This is a genomic window from Neisseria shayeganii (genome assembly GCF_014054965.1).
GTDB lineage: Bacteria > Pseudomonadota > Gammaproteobacteria > Burkholderiales > Neisseriaceae > Eikenella > Eikenella shayeganii.
Map to the genome: position 1 here is coordinate 879,618 of NZ_CP059567.1, position 16,870 is coordinate 896,487.

The 16,870-nt window shown below is 56.4% G+C and carries 22 protein-coding genes; all 22 read right to left on the reverse strand.

The annotated features are described in order from the left end of the window. Positions 1-26 precede the first annotated feature (26 nt). The 22 genes from H3L94_RS04175 to H3L94_RS04280 all read right to left on the reverse strand — a co-directional run bounded on the left by H3L94_RS04175 (position 27) and on the right by H3L94_RS04280 (position 16,867). Positions 27-362, reverse strand: coding sequence for a hypothetical protein (locus tag H3L94_RS04175; protein ID WP_182122777.1), 336 nt, complete (start codon positions 360-362; stop codon positions 27-29). Between the two features lie 47 nt (positions 363-409). Continuing rightward, on the reverse strand, positions 410-4,864 hold the full coding sequence (locus H3L94_RS04180) for a phage tail protein (protein ID WP_182122778.1): 4,455 nt from the start codon (positions 4,862-4,864) through the stop codon (positions 410-412). Between the two features lie 55 nt (positions 4,865-4,919). Next, positions 4,920-5,333, reverse strand: coding sequence for an NlpC/P60 family protein (locus H3L94_RS04185; RefSeq protein WP_182122779.1), 414 nt, complete (start codon positions 5,331-5,333; stop codon positions 4,920-4,922). 46 nt (positions 5,334-5,379) lie between these two features. Further along, positions 5,380-5,832 (reverse strand): hypothetical protein, encoded by a 453-nt coding sequence (locus tag H3L94_RS04190; RefSeq protein ID WP_182122780.1) that lies wholly within the window; start codon positions 5,830-5,832, stop codon positions 5,380-5,382. 66 nt (positions 5,833-5,898) lie between these two features. Continuing rightward, on the reverse strand, positions 5,899-6,750 hold the full coding sequence (locus tag H3L94_RS04195; protein ID WP_182122781.1) for a DUF2163 domain-containing protein: 852 nt from the start codon (positions 6,748-6,750) through the stop codon (positions 5,899-5,901). 34 nt (positions 6,751-6,784) lie between these two features. Next, entirely contained in the window at positions 6,785-6,934 is a 150-nt protein-coding gene (locus H3L94_RS04200) for a hypothetical protein (RefSeq protein WP_182122782.1), read from the reverse strand. A gap of 199 nt (positions 6,935-7,133) precedes the next feature. Beyond that, positions 7,134-7,733 carry a DUF2460 domain-containing protein gene (locus tag H3L94_RS04205; protein WP_182122783.1) on the reverse strand — a complete coding sequence of 200 codons (600 nt, stop codon included), beginning with the start codon at positions 7,731-7,733 and terminating at the stop codon, positions 7,134-7,136. Between the two features lie 33 nt (positions 7,734-7,766). After that, a complete protein-coding gene (locus H3L94_RS04210) occupies positions 7,767-8,042 on the reverse strand; it encodes a hypothetical protein (RefSeq protein ID WP_182122784.1) in 276 nt (91 codons plus the stop codon). Positions 8,043-8,053: 11 nt separating this feature from the next. Next, the gene (locus tag H3L94_RS04215) at positions 8,054-8,383 is read right to left on the reverse strand and encodes a hypothetical protein (RefSeq protein WP_182122785.1); all 330 of its coding nucleotides are present in this window, start codon (positions 8,381-8,383) and stop codon (positions 8,054-8,056) included. 94 nt (positions 8,384-8,477) lie between these two features. After that, positions 8,478-9,251: a hypothetical protein gene (locus tag H3L94_RS04220; protein ID WP_182122786.1), complete on the reverse strand. Its 774-nt coding sequence runs from the start codon at positions 9,249-9,251 to the stop codon at positions 8,478-8,480. A 31-nt stretch (positions 9,252-9,282) separates the two neighbouring features. Then, positions 9,283-9,714 carry a hypothetical protein gene (locus H3L94_RS04225; RefSeq protein ID WP_182122787.1) on the reverse strand — a complete coding sequence of 144 codons (432 nt, stop codon included), beginning with the start codon at positions 9,712-9,714 and terminating at the stop codon, positions 9,283-9,285. Then, positions 9,711-10,199 (reverse strand): HK97 gp10 family phage protein, encoded by a 489-nt coding sequence (locus H3L94_RS04230; protein WP_182122788.1) that lies wholly within the window; start codon positions 10,197-10,199, stop codon positions 9,711-9,713. Before H3L94_RS04230 ends, H3L94_RS04225 begins: the two co-directional genes overlap by 4 nt. Next, positions 10,196-10,384 (reverse strand): hypothetical protein, encoded by a 189-nt coding sequence (locus H3L94_RS04235; protein WP_182122789.1) that lies wholly within the window; start codon positions 10,382-10,384, stop codon positions 10,196-10,198. The genes H3L94_RS04230 and H3L94_RS04235 overlap by 4 nt, the downstream gene beginning before the upstream one ends. A gap of 3 nt (positions 10,385-10,387) precedes the next feature. Further along, entirely contained in the window at positions 10,388-10,801 is a 414-nt protein-coding gene (locus H3L94_RS04240; protein WP_182122790.1) for a DnaT-like ssDNA-binding protein, read from the reverse strand. After that, positions 10,794-11,060 carry a HeH/LEM domain-containing protein gene (locus H3L94_RS04245; RefSeq protein ID WP_182122791.1) on the reverse strand — a complete coding sequence of 89 codons (267 nt, stop codon included), beginning with the start codon at positions 11,058-11,060 and terminating at the stop codon, positions 10,794-10,796. Before H3L94_RS04245 ends, H3L94_RS04240 begins: the two co-directional genes overlap by 8 nt. 99 nt (positions 11,061-11,159) lie before the next feature. Then, positions 11,160-12,305 (reverse strand): major capsid protein, encoded by a 1,146-nt coding sequence (locus H3L94_RS04250; RefSeq protein WP_182122792.1) that lies wholly within the window; start codon positions 12,303-12,305, stop codon positions 11,160-11,162. Between the two features lie 15 nt (positions 12,306-12,320). Continuing rightward, positions 12,321-13,070 carry a DUF6651 domain-containing protein gene (locus H3L94_RS04255; RefSeq protein WP_040660043.1) on the reverse strand — a complete coding sequence of 250 codons (750 nt, stop codon included), beginning with the start codon at positions 13,068-13,070 and terminating at the stop codon, positions 12,321-12,323. 115 nt (positions 13,071-13,185) lie between these two features. After that, positions 13,186-13,392 carry a hypothetical protein gene (locus tag H3L94_RS04260; RefSeq protein WP_182122793.1) on the reverse strand — a complete coding sequence of 69 codons (207 nt, stop codon included), beginning with the start codon at positions 13,390-13,392 and terminating at the stop codon, positions 13,186-13,188. Further along, positions 13,389-13,811 carry an HD domain-containing protein gene (locus H3L94_RS04265; RefSeq protein WP_182122794.1) on the reverse strand — a complete coding sequence of 141 codons (423 nt, stop codon included), beginning with the start codon at positions 13,809-13,811 and terminating at the stop codon, positions 13,389-13,391. The genes H3L94_RS04260 and H3L94_RS04265 overlap by 4 nt, the downstream gene beginning before the upstream one ends. Further along, positions 13,811-15,349: a minor capsid protein gene (locus tag H3L94_RS04270; protein WP_182122795.1), complete on the reverse strand. Its 1,539-nt coding sequence runs from the start codon at positions 15,347-15,349 to the stop codon at positions 13,811-13,813. The genes H3L94_RS04265 and H3L94_RS04270 overlap by 1 nt, the downstream gene beginning before the upstream one ends. Next, positions 15,346-15,510 (reverse strand): hypothetical protein, encoded by a 165-nt coding sequence (locus H3L94_RS04275; RefSeq protein ID WP_009118322.1) that lies wholly within the window; start codon positions 15,508-15,510, stop codon positions 15,346-15,348. Before H3L94_RS04275 ends, H3L94_RS04270 begins: the two co-directional genes overlap by 4 nt. Beyond that, positions 15,497-16,867 (reverse strand): DUF4055 domain-containing protein, encoded by a 1,371-nt coding sequence (locus H3L94_RS04280; protein WP_244958840.1) that lies wholly within the window; start codon positions 16,865-16,867, stop codon positions 15,497-15,499. Before H3L94_RS04280 ends, H3L94_RS04275 begins: the two co-directional genes overlap by 14 nt. Between the last annotated feature and the right edge of the window lie 3 nt (positions 16,868-16,870).

The following is a 16,870-nucleotide window of genomic DNA, read 5'->3' on the forward strand; positions in this document are numbered from 1 at the left end:
TCGTTTTCCTTTCAGGTAGCCTGAAATCAATCGGCGTACACCAATTCGGCGCCAGCCAGCGGTGAAGGATTGTGATTGTCTTCCCCGGCTGGAGCGGCGGCATGGCGGTAAATCCATTTCGCCACCGGCTCGTCTGACGGCGGCAGGGCGGCAATATGGATGCTGGCGCCGTGGGAAACCGGCTGCTTGCCCGCTTCGTAGGCGCGTTTGCTGACGTAGGTGGCAAACATGGCATGCACGCTGTTTTGTTGCAGATAAACGGTGTAGCTGGATAAAACATGGTGCGACGCCACCGCGCCGGTGGTTTCGTCTTCCATTTCCAATTTCAGCGCAATCACGTCTTTTTGCTCTTGGTTTGACATGGCATTTCCTTTCTTTCAGGTATAAAAAATGCCCCTTGCGGGGCGGGTTAGTTGGACTGGCTGGGCACGGTAATGCAGATGGAGCCGTTCCTGAAAACAGGCGGAGAGTAATACCACGTTTGCACATGGTGGTTACCCCTATCATCGTAGGCTTGCCCAATTTGCAACTCTAGTCGCTGACCGGTAAAGGTGTAGTCGTAGTTGGTCAAGTCAACATAAGCGCTTTTCAAGCGGCTGCCCAAAGGCGGTCCGAATGTCATTTTCAGAATAATTTGTTCGCGCTGCTCTCCATCTACTAAAAAATTGAGTGGTAGATAATAGGAACGATAACTCTGCATATCTTGCTGTGGAGTAATCCATGCTTGCAGGGAAAGAATAATGCTGGTGAACGTGGCGTGGTAGCCTGTATCGGCCAGCAAGATTTTCTCTTGTGTTTCTCCTTTCAGGTTTTTTACGGTAACGATATTACCCAAGATTTTATCCGCCCTTACCGTGCCGTTAAAAAAGCCTTCGTTGGCTTCGATACGCCCACGGAACACGCCCGAATTGGCCGTAATGTGACCGGTAATGTTGGCATTTTGGGCCGTCAGGTAGCCGGCTGATGTAATCGTGCATTGCCCGTTGCCGAAGTTCGCACTTCCGCCTTGAATAACGGCGCCACTGAGGGTGCCGCCGGTCACTAACGGAGCAACAATCTCTTGGTTGGCTGCGATTTTGTCGCCGGTAATGCTTTGGGCCGCGATTTTATCCGCCGTCACCGCACGTGCCTGAAGATGGTTGGCCGTGATCGAATGGGCGGCAATTTTGTTGCCGTTAATGTCGCCCGCGTTGAGCTTGTCGATAATCGCCTTGCCGTTGACCACCAGAGCGCCGTTGATGCCTACCGTGTCGCTGTTGGTGTCCACGGTAAACGGGTAGCGCGTGGTCTTGCCGGTGGAGCCGATACCGAACGCATCCACATTGAAAATGGCCTTGCCGGTGGCGGTGCCGTTTTGCACTTCGCTGGAGAGGCCGAACGCCGCAATGTGGCCGTTGGCATCTACCCGCATGGTGTACATCGCCTGTACCTTGCCCTCCACCGTGGCAATCGCCTGCCGGGTTTCGGTGATGCCGGCCGTTACCGGAGACAGGGCGTTGACCTTGCGCCACTCAATATCGCGGACGTGATAACCCGGACTGGTGACGTTATACGCCTTGAGCACCTGCACAAACAAGCGCATCCGAACGGCGTTTGCCGGCACGGTAATGAAACTTTCCACCTTCTGCCAGCCCTCGACCGTGGTCGATGCCCGTTTGTGAATAATCCAACTGTCGCCGCCGGTTTGCGCCTGCGTATGAATGCCGATGCCGATGGCGTTGGTGTCGCCTTTGTTTTTGACCCACATCGCACAATAAACCACATCACCGGGGTTAACCGGCACCCAGAAATCACTGAACTGGTCGCGTTGGCGCGCCAGACCCACCCATTGCCCATCGGCCTGTTCACGCGCCATCCTTATCCAACCGGTGGTGTTTTCGCGCATGGAGGGGTTGCGGCACAGGTTGTCCGGGTCGTTTAAGGCGGCCCGCATCTGCTCGATTTGGGTAGCAGACGATTGCTGGTTGTTTGCCACCGTCTGTTGCAGGGCTGTTACCAGTGCGGCGGTCTGCCCGTGCTGGGCGGCCAGCGCCTGCCGGGCTGTGGCTTCTGCTTGGTCGCCGTTGATGCGGGCCTGTTTTTCCGTTTGCAGGGCGGCGGCCAAATCCCCCTGAGACGCTGTGACCGTGGCAATTTGCTGCGCCTGTTGAGCGTTCACGTTTTCCACGGCGCTCACTTTGGCGCCGATTCGTTGCGCTTCCAATAGCAGATCGTTAGCTGCTTTCTGTTCGGATTGCAGCAGGCGTTGATTGACGCTGCCGGCACCGTTGCCGTCGATTAAGTCCAGCCGCCCCTTTAAGGCAGTCTGAAGGTTGCTCTCGCCCAGCTCTTTGGCAATCACATTGACTTCGTACACCGTAAAGGCGTGGCTGCTGCTGATGTTCAGGTTTTGCTTGTCGAAGCTGTCGTAGCCGGCGGCGCGTAGATAATAGGTTTTGCCGCCTTCCAAGGGCTTGCCTTTGCACTTAGTCAAAACAACAAAAGTATCCTGTCCGTCATAGGCCAGATTGGCTTCGATGGCCGGGCAAGCGGGGGTGTCGTCCAACCACAGCAGCACGCCGGCAAAGTCTTCTTCCGCCGGTGCCGCGCATTTGAACACCACCTGTTTCAGGCCGCTGTCCAGTTCGATGCCTTGCAGCGCTTGTAGTTGCGGATTTTGCGCCACTACTTGCACCCATGCGCCGGTTTTGCCGGTCACGGCGCGGCCGCGCACGCGGAACACTACATCGCGCACCTGTCCGCCGTCGGCTTTCATGTCGGCCAGCGTGTAGGTGTAGCGATTGTCCACCACGCCTTCAATCAGGCGCAGGCGGGCTTGGTTGTTCGCAGCGAACACCTCCACGTCGTAGCTGTCTGCGCCGTCCAGTTTGTCCCATGCCACAGACGCATTGCGGCCGTAGGCCCATGCCGATGTCAGGCGCAGATTGGCTACCTGCCCCAGCGGTGCCCCGACAATGGTGTAGCTGTAAGCTGCCACTTCGGCCAGTTCCTGCAGAGCCGAGCCAAATACGTTGTAGGAAACCAGCTTGACCCAAACCGTTTTACCCAGCCACGCCTTGTCAAAGGTGTAGCGGAACAGCGCATCATCCAGGCGCACGAAGGGCGTACCGGCTCCGTGGCGGGCGATATGGCTGCCCCACGCGCCGCGCACCAGTTTGCCCAGGGTATAGCGGCCGACGCCGGTCAATTCGGCGCTTTCGTAGGCCAAAAATTCGCCGTCCGCATAGCAGGCAGTCAGCATATCGCGGGCTTCGGCCTCGGTGGCCGCCTGCAATTGTCCAGCTCCAATGGCTACCTGAAGCGTGTTCACGTTGTCGTAAACCGCCCCTTCCGGCAAGGCGGCTTGAAGGCTGCCGTAGCGGGCTTTGTGATCGAGATTGCCCACGCGCACATAACTGTCGCCGTCGGTCGATACCCACACTTCCGCACCGCCCCAGTTCTCGCCGCCGGCGGTCGCCAGCCAGATTTGAGGCTCGCCGTTGGTGAGTTGCAGCGGTGCTTCAAACATCACTGGCGCATGGGCATTGCCCGGTGCGATGTTGTAATTGGCCGAGTAGCCCAAAGCCGGCTGTGTCGGGTAGCTGGTAGCCGAAGCGATACCGAACGGGAAATCTTCCGCGCGCACGGTCAGCGTACCGTCGGCATCTTCTTCGATTTCGATGATGCGCACCGGCGTTTTTTCCAAGCCCAGCCCGGTATCGGTGAGCGTGACCAAATCCATAGGCTCCAGCAGGCAGTATTTCCAGCCCAAACGAAACTCGTATTCGTTGCGCACATACAGCGCCCGCTGCAGGGTCAGTTGGGCCACCTGCTGCGCCACCGCCTTGTCGCAAATGGCGTGCATCTGCACCGCCTCTTTCGGCCGCAGGCCGTATTGCTCGATATTTGCTTGGTCTTCCGCCGGCATGACGGCAATGTTGTAGTCGTTGGCACGGTCGAGATATTCAATCTCCACCCGGTTGTAGGCGTCGGCGCCGGTTTTGCGCGCTTTGCGTACCGGGTCTTCGGCATCGCTTACCAAAAAATCGTCATCGTCCAAATCATAAAGAGGCGTCAGGTTCGGCACATACACTGCGCCGTTGCCGGCCAGTTGCGCGTCGCCATAGGGCACGATATTCAGGCGGCCTTGCGAAAACACAGCGGCAGAGTTGGTCTGCTCCAACAGCTCGGTGATGTTTTGGTGCGCCTCGATCTGCTCTTTGTAGGCGGGGCTAAGGAAGATGCCTGCGGCGCGGCAATAGGTACTGTACACCTCCGTATTGCCCATGTTTTCCACCGGGAAGCCGCAGCCGTAGTTTTGGTTGGTCAGCAGATCCACCAGAATATCGGCCGGATTGGCGTCCACGATGGTTTCAGAGTAACCGAGCTTACCGTCCACTTCGAAATTATGGTTATAGATTTGGGCGGATTTGGTCAGCTCGTAATTCGGGCTGTAAACGTAGGCGGTGTCGGAATAGCTGATGGCTTGCGCCCGGTGCTTTTCCTGCTGCAAATGCGCCCAAACCGGCTGATTGCGGCTGCCGGCGGCCAGATTCAGGCGCAAGGGAGCCAAGCCGGCAAACTTTTCCTTGTCCCGCCACACGTTCACGATGCCTTTGATTTCGCCTTCGCACAGCGCCATCATCACGGCTGCTTCGTAGGTGTATTGGATGTCCACCTGTCTGACACCGCCGCCGCCCTTGCCGCCCTGGCGGGTTACGGTTTTGTGTTCGATGACCGTGAAATCGCCGTACCACACCAAATTGCCCGGCACGCGGGTGCGTCCGTACACCACCGGCAGCGTCACGCCTTGGCTGGATTGCTGCACCTGTAAAGACAAAATCCGCTGTTCACTGGTAGCAATGGTGGATGTTTTGCCGCCCATAAAGACCTCAACAAAAAAGGCCGCCCTCAATCAGGCAGCCTGAAATCACTCAACATCAAAGCAAACTGTAAAACCGCACCGGCCGCGCCTGCAACTCCGCCTGATTCCGGTCGTCCAATACCACCCCGCGCCCAATGTAGGCGTGAATGATGGCCGTGCCGTCCAAACAGATGCCCCCGTGCGAGAAGGTGCGGCCGAAGCGCCAGACGGCCAGATCGCCTTTTTGCGGCTCGGCCACTTCGTGCGCGTATTGATTCACCCAGCCCAAATAACGCTCCGTGTCCCGGTGCAGATGCCAGTCTTGCGGATAAGGGCGCGGGTCGATAGCAGGAATCAGGCCGCAGGCGTGGTACACCGCCACCAAAATCATGGCGCAGTCCACGCCGGCACCCTTAACCATCGCCTGATGATGGTAGGGCGTACCCAGCCAGCTTGCCGCTTCGGCGGCGATGCGTTCGCGCATATCCATATCACACCCAATAAAAAAACCGCCTTAAACCAGGCGGCTTCATGATTTACTGTCCTAATCGTTGCTTCAATTTTTGCAAGAAATCCTGTTCAATACTCCCTCTGGAAACACAAGATAACATGGTTGCCTGTGGGATATAGTGCCCTTGGATTTTAGATTTAACCAAAACATTGCCATCGGTAACAACAAGCCCCAAAGCAACTGATGTGGTGGTGCGGTTGTCTTTCAGATAATCAATACCCAATGTTGTGCCGCAGTCCGCTTGTTCTGGCTTCAGCCTCATATCATGGGGGGATGTTGAAATAACTCCAGCATTATCGTCAGCACTCGTAATGGTGTATCCTTCATTCACCAAAACAACCTTCGCAGCGGCCATGATAGCCGCTTTATCAGCATTTAAATCGGCAGAATATGGTTTATCTGCAGTCACGGGCGCTTTATAAGTCATTGCACAACCAGATAGCGCCAATATGCCCGATAAAATCAAAATTGCTTTCATCACTCATTCCTATTTTGTAAAGAAATGTAATATTAAACAACCATTGCGCCATAATGCAAGTTGTTTTTACACCACCGTATCCGCCGACGGAATATAAGGGAAACCCCGGAAATGAATCACGTTGTCGAACTTGGCCTGGCACGTTGCCTGCCGTTTGTCGCAACCCGGGTAGATTATGAAGGTGTCGCCGACTTTGGGCGGATGCGGCAGGCGCAGCGCGAAGCTCAGGCTGCCTGAAACGTGGCTTTTGACCGTGCGCGTCAGGCCGGCATTTTTGCCGCCGGTGAACTTAATCACGCCCTGGTCGAACCAGCCGTCGGCCTGCGTCAGATTACATTGCAACTGCGTGCCGTTGGTGCTGTTTGCCACCACGCGGCCGTTTACCGTGAACCGCGCCCGATCCACGCCGCAGCCGCTGTCATACAGCTGGCGCATACAGCCGGCCTGATAGATATTGCGCGGGCTGCTCACATTCAGCAGTTCGATGTCCGATTTGACCGACACTTCCACCGTGGATCGGCTGCCGGAAACATCCGACACCCGGCCAGCGAACAAAATCACCGTACCGACCGGCTGCCAATCGCGGCAGAATACCCGCTCAATCTTAACCCGCGCCCCATCCAAAGCGCCGCCCAAAGCCGCTTCCGGCCATGGTAGTCCTTCGAGCTTGTGACCTTCTTTGGCCGCAATCCGTAATTCGTTGCTGTCCACTTCCAAGCCGCGAGAAATCCGCGTGGCGCCGCGCCGGATAATCAGGCTGTGTGCGTCAAATGTCTGGCCGTCCCAGCGCACAGGCATATCGGCAGAGGTATGCCGCAGCACCACGCCGGAAGCCAACGTAAAGGCGAACAAATCCGCCATCTCAAATTCATCGCTGCCGTGCAGCAACTCAATTAATTCTTGGCTTGCCTGTCTCATAAATTACTCCATGCAGAAGACTTGCCTAGTGCTGTTACTTCAGCATAGCAGCCACGGACGACAAGATATAACCGAATGCGAACATGGCAAGAATTGCCCAAATTGCCCAAAATCGTTTTTCAGAAAGCTTATCCATTTTCTCTATCGCCTTATCTAAAATTTTCGTATAATCTTCCACATTCATTGACTTACTCCTACTAAGTTAATGTATCTGGCCCGCAAGGATTCCGCCCTTGCGGGTCTTTTCTTTGCCGTCTGCTCAAGATGCATTAAAGCAAAAAATTTTTTGAGAAGTGTAGTGAAGTATGTCAGTAGGTTTTAACGCTTTTTATGTGATATCCACAAAAGGATTGCCTTGTAAAAAAACACCCCTACAACCTTCATCACAATTTCACGCTCTGAAACTCAATCCGCCGCGCCGCCCACAGGTGGCCGATAAAGTTTTCAAAATCCGCTGCGTCTTGCAGAAAGCGCACGCGAAAATAAAAGCCACCGCTCCAAGTGATGTTGTGGCCGGCGGTCAACGGGGTTTGAAACACCACCTGTCCGGTGTCGGTCAGCGCGTAATCCGCGCCTTTTCGCATCAGCCGCCCGTTGACCTTGATTTCCGGGTTGCCTTTTACCGCCAGCACCGGTTCTATAAAGCCGCCGAAAGCGCGTACCAGCTGATATTTGGTCTGCCCCTGCACCACGCGGCCGATCAGTTGGTCGGCCACTTGGTTGTCGGTCGGGTCTTCGTACAAAAAGCTCTCGAAGCTGCCGCGCCGGGCGTTGAAGAAGCCGGCCAGCTGCTCCAGTTCGTTGACCGATGTCTGCGTGCGCAACACCTCGAACGACAGGGAAAATTTCCACAATGGGTAGCTGTAATAAGCTGCCCGCAGCTCCCGCCCGCTGGCCGATTTCTGGATTTTGGTACTCCATACCGGCGTTTTCTTGACACCCCATTTCAGGCCGGGCAGCTTGGGGAAAACAGCATTGCCCATTTGCATCCCTCACATCAAAATCAGGCCGCCTGTTCAGGTAGCCTGAATAATGCCTTTCTCTTTCAGCAAGGCTTCAAATTCCTGCGCCGACAGCGTTTCGCCACCGCCGAACATCTGCACCGCTTCGGCTTCTTCTGCCGCCAGCGTTGCCGGATCGGGCGCGCGGTAGCCGATATAAGACGCTACCAAGATATGCACCGGCGGATGCCGGCGCCAATATTCGCTCAGGTGCTGTATGCGCGGCAGGTCGATATTTTCGGCCACATAGTCCCACGTCCACCCCGTAGAGGCGCAAATGTGGGCCATCATGCCGCCGAAATCTAACCCGCCGCCACCGCTTCCCCCGCGCGTTCGGCTTCCTGCGCTTTGCGTTTGAGGCCGGAAACGTCCATTACCGCCTCAAATACCTCCGTCATGTTGCCGATGTCGATCAAATCGGCCACCTGTTCGCGGGTCAGATCGGGATAATTGCGGCGCAGGGCGGCGTGGGCGCAGTCGATCACGGTCGAGACCTGCTGAATATCCTGCGCGTTGCCGTCGAAACGGCCGATGCGCTCCTGCAACTGCTCCAACGCCCCCAGCGCAATCGGGGGAATCACATATTCTTGGCCGTTTAAGGTAACGGCCACACCGGCGATTTTTACGGTCATGTGCTTTGCTCCAAAAGAAAAAGCAGCCCGAATCAGGCTGCCTGAAAATCAGGGCGGCCACCTGAAAGCTGTTCAGGTAGCCGGCCAATCCGTCTTACTCATGCAACCACAGCGTGCCGACTTTGAAGCCGGCCTCGTCGGTGGAGGCGGTGAAGTCCAATTCCGGTACCGAGAAGTCATCGTTCTTGGTGCCGAACAAGCCCAGCTTGCCGCTGGTTACGCTTTCCAGTTCCAGCAGCGCCTTTTTGCCCTTGAACTGGGTCAAGTAAGAAAGTTTGAACGTCGGCGTGTTGCCCATCGCCATATTGGCCAGGTCGATTTTTTTCGAGCCGGGCAAAGTGTAGGTGTAGGCGTAGCTCGGATACACCGTTTTGCCCTTGTCCGTCTCGTTGAAGGTATAAAGGCCGCCGGTGCTTACCGAATACTGGCCGGCCTGCGGGCTACCTGAAACCTTGATGTAGGTGGTGCCGTCCGAGCCGATGACGCCCAAATCTTCGGTAAAGGTGCCGGATGACGGCGTCGTCGCCTGAATGGTGTAGGCAGTGGAATTGGGGATCTGCTTGCCTTCCGTGTCGGCATGGATAGCCTTCATGGTGCCGCTGGCAAACTTGTCGCCGAAAAAGAGGGTATTGAGCGCCAAACCGTTGATGAGCGCCCCCTTCATTTTGCCGGACACCTTCACTTTGCCTTGCGCCACCGCCAGCGCAAAGCGGTTTTGGCCGTGGTACTCTTTCAATTCTGCCGACACGTCCACCGACATTTCCTGCAAACCCATGATGCGGATGGGGGTGGCATTTGCCACCGGCACGCCGTGGGCGTCGGTAATCAGTTGGGCGAATACTTCGCCTGCGCCAAAAGTCAGTTGCATGACATTTCCTTTCTCAAAAATAAAGCCGCCATCAGGCGGCATCGGTAACCAACATCACAATCGGCACCACGGCAAAAGCCTGTTCGCCGAATAAACCCTCGTCCATCTCGATCTGCCCTTCAATGCGGCAACGCTCCACGCCCGGCACCGGCAGGGTGGTTTGGCCGGTAATCGGATGCGGCGTATTCATGGTCTGCGTCAGCGCATCCAGACGGCGGTTTAATTCCACGCTCGGCGTGTTGTCAGAATGAACGTACACATACACATTGGCCCGCATCAGGTATCGGCTGCCGGTGGCGGTGTGCGGCTGCACGGTTTCTTCCACCGGCGACAGAAACAGGGCGGGCTGCTCGTGCGGCGCCACATCATCCCAATGCCGCAGATGGCGGGAATAGGTTTTGAAGCCGCCGGCCGTTTGCAGTTTGGCAAACAGGGCGGTGTAAATCGCTTCCCGGTCGATCATCGCAAGCTCCTTTTCACGGCGGCCGTCAATTCGGCTTCAATCAGCGGTGTCATATCGGCCAGCGCCGTGCGCATAAACGAGCGCTCCGGCAGATTGACCCGCCGCGTGTGCGCCGACACCCGCACCTGAACCGGTGTTTTCAGGCGTTTGCCCCAGGCGGTTTTCTGCGTGCGGATGTGCGCGGCCACCGTCTGCGTACCGGAATAGCCATATTCGTGCAGCTTGCCATAGGGAGCGCCTTTGCCGATACCCACAATGCCTACGGTCTGGCCGTCCGTTTTTTCCACCCGCCGGATGATGTTGGCGCGCAGATTGCCGGTGCGGCGGTTAAGCACTTGGCCCAGCAGCTTGTGCGTGCGGATATGCTTTTGCAGCCGCAGCACGATAAAGGCCATGCTGCTGTCCAGTTCCCGCTCGATGTTGCGGCCGTAATCGCGCAGCGCCGCCCGTATGTGGTCGTCGCCGATCAGTTCCAGCCGCATCATGACGTTGCCGCCTCGGCCGCTTTGGCCGACTTCGGCTTGGCCGGTTTTTCTTCGTTGGCAAAGCCGTATTGGTACAGATACGGTGCCGCCTCATCCGGCACGGACACTTTGCCGTCCTGCACAGGATAGGTTTCGCCGCCGAAAGAAACCACCTCAAATTCGGGCGGGGCAATCAATGTTTTCATGGTTCATCCTCTCTGCACCGGCGCCGAATGTGCCGTTTTCGGTATCAGCGCCTGCAAAAGTGATTTGATGTAGTCCGCCTGCCTGCCGGTGCTGTCATCGGCATAAGTAACCGACATCGTGCCTTTCGCCAAGCTCTTCTGCTTCGGCTTGGGCGGAGCCAGTAAATCACGGCGCATCGCCAACTCACACACAGCCTTCTGCACCTCGGGCAACACCTCGGTACGTCCGGCGCGCATAGCGGCGTTCAGGCCGTCTTTCAGGCGGTAGTTCACGTCCAAAAAATCGGACGCCGTCACCAGCGCCCGTTCTTTGGCTGTGTCATCCATCGCCGCCCACGCTTCGGCGGATTGGCGTAAGGTGTGATAAGCCGTGGCATCGGCCACGCTGACATAGCTGTCCTGCGGCACCTTAATCATGGCCGCCGCCTTCTGCCGCCAGTGCCGCTTCCAGCAAAGCCACCAGGTCGTCTTTCTTTGCCCCTTCCGGCACCTCAATTTGGCGCGCGGCCAGTTCGGCTTTCAGGTCGGCGGTACCGAGCTTGTGCGGATCGAGCGGCATGGCTTCGGCCTCATCAGGCAAATCACGCTCCACCACATTCCAGCCGAGCTTTGCGTGGCCTTGTTCGGTGCTTTCGTGCACAATCAGATATTGGCCGTCTTTATGTACCTTAATCATTGCTTTCCCTTTCTGCTGGATAGGTTCAGGCTACCTGAAACACTCAAACGCCGCTGCCGATACCGGCAGAAGCTCGCTTTTCAGGTAGCCTGAATCAGGTTAGTGGGCCAATACCACCAGATGCTCAGGCTTGATGACTGCGCTACCCCATGCCATCGCCACCTCGTATTTGACGCGACGGTATTGGCGGTAAACGCGCACCTCGAAGCTGAGGCCGGTAATCGGATCGGTCAGCATCATTGCATCGTCGGCGGAGTCGCCGCCGTCCGGAAGGGCCGGCGCGCGGGTCGCCAACACAATCGCGTTGCGGTCGAAGGCAAAGTTCGGCGTGAAATTACCGAAGGAAGTGATGGCGTCACTGGCATTACCTTGAGCAATCAGGCCGGCGTTAAGCTCCAACTTATCAGACGCACTGGAGACTTTTTTGCCCACGATGTATTTCACGCCACCGATGGTGACAATATCGCCGGCTTCCAGTGCACCGGAGCCGGCTTTCAAAGCCAGGCTTTTCAGGCCGGCAGCGCTTTGGCCGTTGAGCTGGTAGCCGGTGCCGGCGCCTTGGGCGTGAGCCTTGATGCCGCCGGAATAGCGCAGGGCGAAGTTCTGAACGCGGTCAGTCATGCCGTTGCGCAACATATCCTGTGTGCCGGCTTCGTTGACCTTAAACAGCACAGATTGCTTGCCGCGCAGATTGGCCATTGCAGTCGAGTTGAGTACCAACTGGCGGTCGGATACCGGCGCGCCATTGTCGTCCAACAGTTTTGCGATGCCTGCGAAGTCGGACAGGTCACTGGCAGTGCCGAAAGGCACGGTGCCTTCGGTGCCGTAAGCCAAAGATGCGCCTGTCAGGGCTTTTTCGGCCACGCTTTGCTCAATCGAATTGACCAGCTTGCGCATACCGTCGGCGAACTGGTTTGCCAAGATGGCGTTGTATTCGCCGGTATGGCCGATGGCTTTTTGCTCTTCGCCGTTCCACAGGATCGGGGCGGCCTTGGCGTGTTCGATGGTTACATCAGCATATTCCAAAGTGGTGCCCCCGCTGTTTTTCGGGTTTTCGCCTGGAATCACATCTTCCAATTCACCGGCTTTGGCAATCGGAGAGCGCACGGTCTGGCCTTTGGCAGCACGTGCCACCGAGCTGTCTCGGTTCACTGCCGGAATCATGCCCACCATTTCGCGGGACACTGTGTCCAAAGCGGCATAAAGGGTGGGGATCAAACCCGTCAGGGTGTTTTGAGTTGCCATTTACGGCTCCTTTCTTTAAATGATTTGTACTTTGTCCTGCAACGCCTGCATACGGCTTGCTGGGTCGAGTGCTTCAAATTGCTCACGGCTGAGGGTTTTGCCGCCACCGCTGCCGCCAGGCGTCGTACCGGCCCCGGAAGCGCCGCTGCCCTTGAGGATGCTGTCCTTGTTTGGGTAGGCATCAATCAGGGCTTCCAGCGCCTCGTCGAAGCCGGCTTTTTCGCCGGGGTTGGTGCGGCTGAAAATCTCGTTGCCGTGGGCGTCCTTGGCAACAATGCGGCCATCATCCGAAATGCCGAAATGTTTGCCGAAGAACGCCTGAGCCACATCAGCGGGAATCGCCAGCTTGTCCGCAATCACTTTGCTGCGGGCGAAGCTGCCGCCGATCAGCTCGCTGTGGAACTGGGCTTGAACTTTGGCCGTGGCTGCTTCCGCTGCCGCCAGCTTTTCTTCATACGACTTGATGACTTCCGCCTTAACCTTATCGGCCTCGCCGGCATCAATCAGCTTTTTGTCGTCCAAGTTCTGTACCGTCGCCAGCGCTTTCTTGGCCGCCTCGGCGTCGTCGATACCGTCAAAGGCTTTCAGCTTGGCTTCTGCCGCTTCTTTGGCTTCGCGGTGGCCCTTGGCTTCCGCATTCAGAGCCGAAATGCGCTGCATGGCCGCCGGGGCGTCAAACGGGATTTCTTTGCCGTCGTCATGCACATAAACCGGTTTGCCGTCTTGCAGTACCACGTTGCCGTTGTCGTCCAATTTCAGTTTCACGTCGTTTACTCCATCAAAAAAAAGCGGCATCCGCCGCAGACACCCGCGCCATTCCCGGCTGCGGGCAACAAAAAAGGCCACCCTTTCAGGTAGCCTGTAAATAATTCGAGCAGTTTCAAATGCGGCTGATTAAGCGTAATGCTTCGGCTTCGTCGATTTCATTAAAATCAATAAAGTCGCTGGTTTCCAGTTTCCACCACAGATTAATATCACTCTTCCACACTTTTTCCGTTTTATCAAACCTCTCGTAAGAAAGCGTATCGCGCGGATTACCGCGCACAACTATTTTTGCACTATCTGGATACATCAGATAATAATTCATGATGCCTCCAAAATACGTTTTACCGCTTTGTACTGCTCAATACGATCAAGATCTTTAGTGGTAACAACCTCTAACCTGCTCAAATCCATATTGTCGGCGACATCTGCTAATTTCACTACCCGTGCAATCGGATTGGCGGCGGCACGTTTGGCCGCATCAATGCGGCTTTCCTTCTCTCTTTTAGTTAAAGCCAATACAGCCTCTACGATTTCGTCGGAAAATCCATGCTGCCTTAACCCGTATTCGTCCATCTCAGTGTCTTCGACAATATCATGCAACACGGCAACGATTTTTTCCGCCTCACTAGATACGGATGCCATAACCCGCAATGGATGCAGAATATACGGCGCCCCGCCTTTATCACGCTGTCCTGCATGGAAACGCGCTGCAAGTTCTATTGCCAGTTCGAGAGTAGCCATTACCGTATCAACTCTATATTAGGAGGTGTTTGCAACTTAGCACTTAAATCAACCATCTCCTGCATCAGTCTGACTTTTTCTGCTTCAGGCACATCAGGCAGGCGTTGTTGTTCATACAGCTCATGCAAACGACCGTTTTTTAAATCAAAGCTCGCTTGAGTATGGTACTGCATTTCAAACGAAATGCCGTTTTTCTCAATAACGGTATTGATTCCCTTGTATGGGGCACCGTCATACCAAGTGTTCTTGACACGAACGATATTATACCCTCTATTGTGCAATGCACTGTTAATCTTACGATATTGTTCAAAAAAGCTGTCGGTATCCAGTAATGCTGTATAGCGGATAACATCATTGGTTTTCGATAAGGCATCTTTAATGGAAATCGCTTCATTAACAATATCGGCATGTACTTTTCTCGCTAAAGATGCTTTAGTTTTAAGCCGATAATCCAAGCCACCCAATGCCGCACCAGCATTTGTTGCAATGGTTTTTATATCTTGGGTAATGGCCGGCTCAACAGCTTTGAATTTGGCGAATGCCTTATCAACCGCCACTGCAATATTCGGGGTATAGTATTTTTCTTGCAGTTCTCTTAACGTCATCGGCACCAGCCCGCCCCGCCGTACCGCATCATGCAGGCTGATGGTGCCGTCATGCAACATCTGGCCGATACCCTTGCCGAATTGCTCCTGTAATTGTGCCAGCGTGCGGCCTTTCACCCAATCTTCGCCGCTCACGCCTTGGAAATTGTCGCCCAAGTCGGCTACCCATACCAGGCGGCTGCGGCAGTTCGGATGGATGGGCGGCACGCGAAACTCAAAATCATGCCCCTGCGGCTGTTTCTGCTTGTCCCACAGCTTGCCGTGGCGGTTGGTACATACGCTGCTGGTTTTGCTGTCGAGCACCGAAATATGCCGGTAGCCCTTGACCCAAGGATTGGCCTTGCCCGCCCAGTAGGCCGTTTGGTTGGCAATGGTGCTGATCCAAGTGGCGGTCGTGGTTTCGGCGTGCTGAATGGCGCGTTTAAAGGCCGCTTGCAGGTCGGTTTTCAGGCTTTCCCAGCCGCTGCCGCCAACCGCCGCCATACGCACCTGTGCACGGATACGGCGCATCAAAGCATCACGCTGCCCGGCGAAGGCTTCGGCAATCGTCAGGCCGCCCACCAGCAAACCGTTCTGCAGGGCCTGCTTATGGGTTTCAGGCAGCCTTTTCGGCTCCGGTAGGCCATACATGGCCGCCATGCCGCCCATCCACACAAAAAGCCACTCGCTTTCGTCTTCCACCACTTCGGCCGTATTCAGGCTACCTGAAATCAGGTCGTAGTCGCGGCTGAGTATGGCGTCGATGTCGGCCAGCAAGGCCGCCAGTTCGCGCCGGCCCATCTCGTCCAGATTCTGCCCGCGCAGCTTGTCCTCAACCTCGCGCCGCATGGCCTCCAGCCGTTGCAGTACCTCGCGGCGCACGCTGCGCTCATAGCGCATCAGGTCGATTTGCCGCGTCAGCAGATCATGGGTAATTTGTTCGTTGGGGGTCATTGCAGCAGCATCTCGCCTGATTCGTAGCGCTCGCGGCCGTCCATCGCGTGATGGATAACCAAGCCGTCATCGTTTACCGTAGGGCAGCACCAGCAATCGCGGCTCTGATCGTGTTCGCGGTAGTCGTTTAGCGGAATAACGTGCACATCATTTTTCGTCATCGCCTTGCCCGCCTTGCCCAAAGTCCATGCCTGCCGGGGCCGCCGTTTCCGCCTCTTCGGCCAAGCGTTCTTTTTCCGTTTCCCACTCAGCCATGTTCGACACCAAACCGCGCCGCTTGGCCTCTTCAAACAGGGTTTGGTCGGACAAGCAGCCGGCGGCGTTCATCTTCAGCAGCACGTCGAGACTGGCGGCGGGGTTGAAGTCGGCGTCAATATTGCCGGAAATTTCCACCGTGCCGCCGCTTTGCTCACCCACCCAGCGCGCCATCATGTCCAGCATGCGGCCGATGGCGTCCTCAAGCAGATTGGCATAGTGGCGCAGCAGGCTGATTTCTTTGCCTTGCTCTTCGCGCGCCTGTGAATCGGTCAAGGCCAACTTTGAGCGAATCAGCAGCTTGGCACCGGCGGCCTGCATATCGGCTTCCAGCTTTTCCAGACTGCTTGCGCCGGCGGCGATGGCGGCACCGGAATGCTCAACGTAGCTCAACCGGCCGTCCATGCCCAAGCTCAACAGGTTGCCGGCGGCGGCCACTACCGACTCAAGGTTTTCAGATCCGCTGTAAGACAGCAGCGGCACGCGCACATAGTGGGTGATGTTGTCCTGGTCGCTTTGGCTTTGCCAATGCTTGACGTTCAGGTGCGCCAGTTCCAAAAGCGGCGGCTCACCGACAAAAAAGCCGGTCGGATTGGGCACCAGCTCCACCACCGGCACATAATCCAGCGGGCTGCCACCGGCGGACAGTAGGTTTTCGCCGTGCAGATACCAACCGCCCTTGTCGTCTTTGCGGTAGCGGCGCACCAAGCCCGGCTCCAGCACATTGATTTGCTCCACCGTCTCTTCGCCAAACTCTCCGTCCGGCTCGATGATGGCCTGGCGGTAGCGGAATTGCGTACACACCGGCACCCCGGCGCGAACCTCGCTGCGGAAACCGATCACATCGGCATTACGCACCGCCACCGCATATGGTCGCAGCCCCCGCGCTTTGTCATCAGCCAGGGTGCGGTTGCCCTCGGCGCTGGGGTAGTCCACCAACACATACGAAGCACCGTAGGCCAGCGCGTCTTTAAACCACGCCGAGCAGAATACCGGCAGATTGTTGTTTTGCAGGTCGATGTTGTCCAGCAGCGGCAGCAGGCTACCTGAAACCTGCTCGGTGTCGATGTCGCGGAAGAACACACGGCCCACCATCTGCCCCAAGGTTTCGGCCATTACCGGCAGCAGGGTGGAGGTGCTGAGGCGGATTTTGTAATCCTCTGTATCTTCGCGCGGCCATTGCGGCAGATAAGTCTTGCCGGCCGCCCGCATGGCATTGGTGCCGCCAAGCAGACGGGAAACCACCACATTGCTTGCGTGCATTTG